Origin of the sequence: Actinomadura sp. KC06 (genome assembly GCF_004348735.1) — a bacterium.
Lineage (GTDB): Bacteria > Actinomycetota > Actinomycetes > Streptosporangiales > Streptosporangiaceae > Spirillospora.
In genome coordinates, this window is sequence record NZ_SMKT01000295.1 from 1 (window position 1) to 5,492 (window position 5,492).

Annotated in this window: 5 protein-coding genes; 4 read left to right on the plus strand and 1 reads right to left on the minus strand. The window is 71.4% G+C overall.

Annotated elements, in window-relative coordinates; all coding sequences use genetic code 11:
- Positions 1-98: 98 nt before the first annotated feature.
- From E1287_RS41760 to E1287_RS41775, 4 genes are all read left to right on the plus strand, one after another.
- The gene (locus tag E1287_RS41760) at positions 99-527 is read left to right on the plus strand and encodes an FHA domain-containing protein (protein WP_207934788.1); all 429 of its coding nucleotides are present in this window, start codon (positions 99-101) and stop codon (positions 525-527) included.
- The gene (locus E1287_RS41765; protein ID WP_131971434.1) at positions 524-2,047 is read left to right on the plus strand and encodes a hypothetical protein; all 1,524 of its coding nucleotides are present in this window, start codon (positions 524-526) and stop codon (positions 2,045-2,047) included. The genes E1287_RS41760 and E1287_RS41765 overlap by 4 nt, the downstream gene beginning before the upstream one ends.
- Positions 2,035-2,889: a glutamate ABC transporter substrate-binding protein gene (locus E1287_RS41770; protein ID WP_243719808.1), complete on the plus strand. Its 855-nt coding sequence runs from the start codon at positions 2,035-2,037 to the stop codon at positions 2,887-2,889. Before E1287_RS41765 ends, E1287_RS41770 begins: the two co-directional genes overlap by 13 nt.
- Before the next feature lie 174 nt (positions 2,890-3,063).
- The gene (locus tag E1287_RS41775) at positions 3,064-4,263 is read left to right on the plus strand and encodes a hypothetical protein (RefSeq protein ID WP_131971436.1); all 1,200 of its coding nucleotides are present in this window, start codon (positions 3,064-3,066) and stop codon (positions 4,261-4,263) included.
- Between the two features lie 539 nt (positions 4,264-4,802).
- Here E1287_RS41775 and E1287_RS41780 read toward each other — a convergent pair.
- Positions 4,803-5,492 (minus strand): hypothetical protein (locus E1287_RS41780; RefSeq protein ID WP_207934789.1); only part of this gene is annotated, 690 nt, incomplete at its 5' end.

Below are 5,492 nucleotides of genomic sequence, written 5' to 3' on the forward strand. Positions count from 1 at the left end.
CGCCTCCCCCTCCGCCCCCGCCAACACCGACTCCGCCGGGGCCACCGGCGGCGCCAGGACCTCCGGCACCGGATCAGGGGCCGTCCGAATCAGGGCCCGTGACACCCGGGTCCCCGGCCTGGACGGCGGTCGTGACGGCCGACCGCGACTACTACAACTCGGTCATCGCCGAAGAGGGCCCCGACTCGGCGACGCTCACGTTCCCGCCCTACGCGCCCGAACGGCGGATCGCGCTCGCCGGGCGGGAGATCCGCATCGGACGGCGCAGCTCGTCGCAGCCGTCCCCGCCCGAGATCGACCTGCGCGAGCCGCCCGAGGATCCCGGCATCTCGCACGTCCACGCGGTCCTGCTGGCCAAGCCGGACGGCACGTGGACGCTCGTCGACCCGGGTTCCACCAACGGCACCTGCATGAACGGGTCCCTGGACCCGATCCCGAACAACGTGGAGGTCCCGGTGGCCGAGGGCGACCGGATCCACGTGGGCGCGTGGACCACCATCACGCTCATCCGAGGCGAGGCGACATGACGGCCGTTCAGCAGGTTCCCGACGCGGGACAGACCGCCCCATCCCCGCCCGCGCGGCGGGGCGGCCCGCCCGCGCGCCGCGGCCCGGCGGGACGGCTCGGGCGGACGCCCGAAACACCCCCGGCGGGCGTCGCGCGGCTGGTGCCCCGCACCGCCTCCGCCCGCATCCGGACGCTGACGGCGCTGGCCGCCGTCCTGCTCGTGGCGCTGCTGGGCGTGTCCTGGTGGGCGATCGCGAACGCCCGCGAGGGCGTCCGGGTGATCGGGCACGACGCGGGCCCGCAGGTCGTCGCGACCGGCGATCTGTACTTCCAGCTCACCGACATGGACGCGCAGCTCGCGAACGCGCTGCTGATCGGCGGCGCGGCGGGCGGCGGCCGCGACCAGGCCCTGGCCCGCTACAACGAGAACCGGCAGAAGGCGGGCGACGCGCTGCTCAAGGCCGCGAAGCTCGCCGACGAGCGGACCGAGGACAACACCGCCCGCGACGTCCTGGACGCGCTCGGCCGCTACGAGCGGCTCGCCGGGCAGGCGCTGCTGCTCGACCAGCAGTCCGGGCACGCGTCCGGGCCGCCGTCGCAGCAGGTCATCAACCTGTACCGGCAGGCGACCGACCTGATGAAGCTGGACCTGCTGCCCAAGGCGTACAACCTGACGCTCGACAACGGCACCCTCGTCCGGCACACGTACGAGGACAAGCGCTCGGCCGTCCTCACGGGCCGGACCTGGATCATCGTCACGGGCCTTGCGCTGCTCGCCGTCCTCGTCGCGTTCCAGCTGTTCCTGGCGGCACGCTTCCGCCGCCTCCTGAACATTCCGCTGGCGGCGGCCACGCTCGGCACTTTCGTTTTGGTCGTGTCGGGCACCGCGATGCTGTCCGGGCAGGCGGACCATCTCCGCAAGGCCAAGGAGGAGGGTTTCGACTCGATCCTGGCCCTTTCCCGGACGCGCGCCATCAGCAACAGCGCGGCCGCCGACGAAACCCGCTTCCTGCTCGACCCCGGACGGGCGGACGCCTACGAGCAGGTCTATCTGAGCAAATCGCAGACCGTCCTCTATCTGAAGGCCGGGAATCTGACGGAGTACAACGCGGCCCTCCAGAAGGATCTGTCGTTCGAGCCGGGACGCGCGCCCTTCCTCGGCTTCCTCGGCACGGAGGCCAACCGGCCCACCGAGTCGGACGAGCGGCAGGCCGAGATCGTCACCGCGCTGAACAAGATCCTCAAGGACTACCAGAGCGTCCAGGCGAAGGACCAGCAGGTGCGGACCCTCGTCCACGCCGGCAAGCGCGACCAGGCCCTCGCCGCGCGGGGCGCCTTCGCGGCCGACTTCACCGGGTACGACCGGTCGCTGCAAGCGCTGTCCCGCATCCACCAGGAGTCGTTCGACGAGGCCGTGAAGGACGGCGACGACGGGACGAGCGGCTGGTACGCCGTCCTGCCGATCGCGGGAGTCGTCATCGCGCTGCTCGTGCTCATCGGCGTCCGCCCCCGCCTGGCGGAGTACCGGTGGTCGAAGTGAGGCGGCCCCGCGGTCGCCCGGTGGCCGCCCTGCTGGCGGCGACGCTCCTGACGGCGGTCACAGCGTGCGGCATCGCGGACGCCGGCGAGAACTCCGTCGCCGTCAAGGACACCCTCGTCATCGGCGTCAACGCCGACCAGCCGGGCGTCGGCGAGCGCACCGGCGGCACGTTCCAGGGCTTCGACATCGACATCGCGAAGGAGATCGCCGAACGGCTCGGCGTCCCCGCCGCGAACGTGACGTTCAAGCAGGCCGGCTACGCGACGCGCGAGAAGCTGGTGCAGGACGGCGACGTCGACCTCGTCGTCGCCAGCTACTCCGTCACACCGGAACGCAAGGTGAAGGTGTCGTTCGCGGGGCCGTACTACGTCGCCCACCAGGACGTCCTCATCCGCGCGTCCGACGCCGGCAAGATCCGGAACATCCATGACCTGAAGGGGCGGCGGCTCTGCAAGGTGCCCGGCTCGGTGTCGTTCCCGCGCGTCCACGACGAACAGGGCGTCCCGGCGCTGCCCGTCGAGGCGCAGGGCTACGCGCAGTGCCTCGCCGACCTGACGGCGGGCAGGCTGGACGCGGTGTCGACCGATGACCTGATCCTCGCGGGCCTCGCCGCGAAGGCGTCCGGCGGCGGCCACGCCCTCCGGATCGTGAACGCCCCGTTCACGGACGAACCGTACGGCGTCGGCATCCGGAAGACCGACGTGGCCGGCTGCGAGGCGGTCAACAAGGCCATCACCGAGATGTACCAGGACGGCACCGCCGCCGAACTGCTGAAGAAATGGTTCGCCCCCGTCGGGCTAAGAGTCACCACCACTGTGCCGCAATTCGAGGGCTGTGTCTGAATTCAGTGACCGAGAGCGAAACGGCGGCTACGGAATGGCGCGAAAAGGGCAGGTGAGACCGGCCGGCCACTGAGATCAGTCGGTTACGTAAGTGCCGGTCGGCGCGCGTGATCGTAAGTTATGGTCGCGATCAAAACCCGGTCCGGTCATCCACCGTCACGTCCTAGGAGTGCCATGACGACGGTCGTCCTGGTGGTGCTGTGCTTTGTTGTGGGGGCGCTCGAACTCTACGCGGGCAGGCAGAGCCGGAACCAGGCGAGCGCCTTCTCCCGCCGGATCGAGGAGCTGAACGACCAGGTCACGAAGCAGAACAACGTCCTCGTCACGGTGGGCGAGCAGCTCACCGCCGAGCTGTCGCGGGTCAAGCAGGACGTGCTGCCCGCCCTCGACACCCGGCTCCGGCAGAACACCGGGCAGGTGGAGGAGCTGGCGGGCCTCGTCCACCAGGCCGACGACTTCCTCCGGACGCAGGCCGGACGCCTGCGCGACCTGGAGCAGCAGCGGATCACCCTCGCCGCGCTGCGTCGCAAGCTGACCGAGGTGGAGACGTCCGTGCGCGCCGTCACCCGGACGGGCGGCGGCCCCGCCGACGGCAGGGTCGAGGTCGCCCTCGACCGCCTCGCCGACCTGGAACGCGGCGGCGCCGAGATCCTCGAACTCCAGCGCACCCTCACCCGCACGCTGGAGGACGTCGAGGACGTCGTCGCCGAGCTGCTGCAGTTCACCGAGGGCGAGCTGGACGACACCGTCACGGCCGCGCTCACCGGCCGTCCGCGCTCCCACGGCGAGGCCGTCACCGCCACCGGACGCCTCTGGACCCGCGACGAGCAACTCGACGACATCCTCGTCGAGATGTACGAGCGGTGCGTGCGGTCGAGCCGCCTGAACGTCCGCTTCCGCACGGCCGAGGGCCCCAACGGCAACGTGCCGGGCGCCCCGGAGCGGCGCCGCTACTTCCTCGGCGGCCAGGCCGCCGAAGACCTCGCGGGCGCGTTCAGCGCACTGCTCATCTCCACCGGCGCCGACCTGCCGTCCAACGGCGCGTCCGCCCCTGGCGCCGACGCCAGACGCGGCCTCGCCCGCGTCGAACCCGGCGTCCCGCCAGGCGTCGAGCCCGCACGCCCGCCCGAGGACGAGGCCGCCCTCAAGTCCCTCCTCCGGACGCTCTCGGAAAGCTCGGGCGCCGTAGCGCAGATAGGCCCCCTCATGGCCGTCCGGACACGCGACGAACTCCTGTGCGCCGTCCTGACCGCCGCACAGTCCCTGGAACTAGAAAGCGACGAAGTCTTCTGGGACCCAGTAGCCGCAACCCTCCGCCTACGCCGCCTCCCATCCCATCAACTATGGGACCTAACAACCTGGTCCACCCCCTAACCCACCGCCCCAAAAGACACCCAGCAAGCCGAGGCACCACAAGGCAACACCCTCTAACCCAACGCTCCGCCAGACGACGCTCCCGCAACGCAACGCTCCCTGAGCCAGCACCCCACGCTACGACCCCCGTGACGCGCCGCCCTTAGGGCGGCGCTCCGTGAGGCGCTCCCGCGTGCGCTCCGTGAGGCGACGCTCTCTGAGGCGAGGCAACGTAAGGCAACGCCCTAAGTCGACGCTCCACGACGCAGCGCTCCGCAAGGCCAGGCGTAGCAGAGCAACGCTTTCCAGCCGACGCTCCGTGGGACGACGCACCCGTGGACGACGCACCCGTGGACGAGGCGTCGTGGACGAGGCGTCGTGGACGAGGCGTCGTGGACGAGGCGTCGTGGACGAGGCGTCGTGGACGAGGCGTCGTGGACGAGGCGTCGTGGACGAGGCGTCGTGGACGAGGCGTCGTAAGGCAACGCCCTGAGTCGACGCACCGTGACGCGACGCTCCGTGGCGGCGCTCCGTGAGGCCGGGCGCCATGAGGCAACGCCTTACCTCGGCGCTCCGTGATGCGGCGCGCCGTGATGCGACCCTCCATAGGGCGGCGGGCCGTGAGGTGGCGCCCCGTGAGGGGGCGCTTCGTGGGGCGACGAGGCTCTGTTTGGCGTTGTGCGGGGCGGTGGGGTGCCGTAGGCGCGGACGGTTCGTTCCGACGGGTCGCCGATGCGTGCGTACAGGGGGCACGTCACGGCGCGCGTGACCGGGTCGACCTCCACGCACAGCCCGATCCCGGCGGCCCGGTCGAGGAACACCGCGTTCTCCACCGCCCGCGCGCCGCGCACCGCGTACGGGACGGAGTCGGCGTCGCCCGTGTCGAAGAGCTCCTCGAACGTCAGTCTCCGCGCGAACCGGATGAGCGCGTCCGCGTCCACCACCCGGCTGCCGATCGCCGCCGCCGGACCGGCGACGACGATGCCGAAGCTCGGGTTCTCCCGTCCCCGCACATAGATCTCCCGGTCCGGCTCCAGCCCCTTGCGCCGGTCGGGGATCTGGACGCCGAACCCGGCGTCGCCGTTCACGTACGCCGGAGGCCCGAACCCATCCGCCGACCCGTCCTGGACGCGCAACGCACCCGCCGGCATCTCCCAGCCCGGCAGGTACACACCGAGGCCCCGCAACAGCAACCGCCAGATGGGACGCCTCGTTACCTCCACCGCGAACTCGCCTCGCCGTCCCGACCC

Bases quoted from the DNA above. Each gene is read 5' to 3' on its own strand.
- E1287_RS41765 (WP_131971434.1), top strand. From the start codon at position 524: ATGACGGCCGTTCAGCAGGTTCCCGACGCGGGACAGACCGCCCCATCC.
- E1287_RS41775 (WP_131971436.1), top strand. From the start codon at position 3,064: ATGACGACGGTCGTCCTGGTGGTGCTGTGCTTTGTTGTGGGGGCGCTC.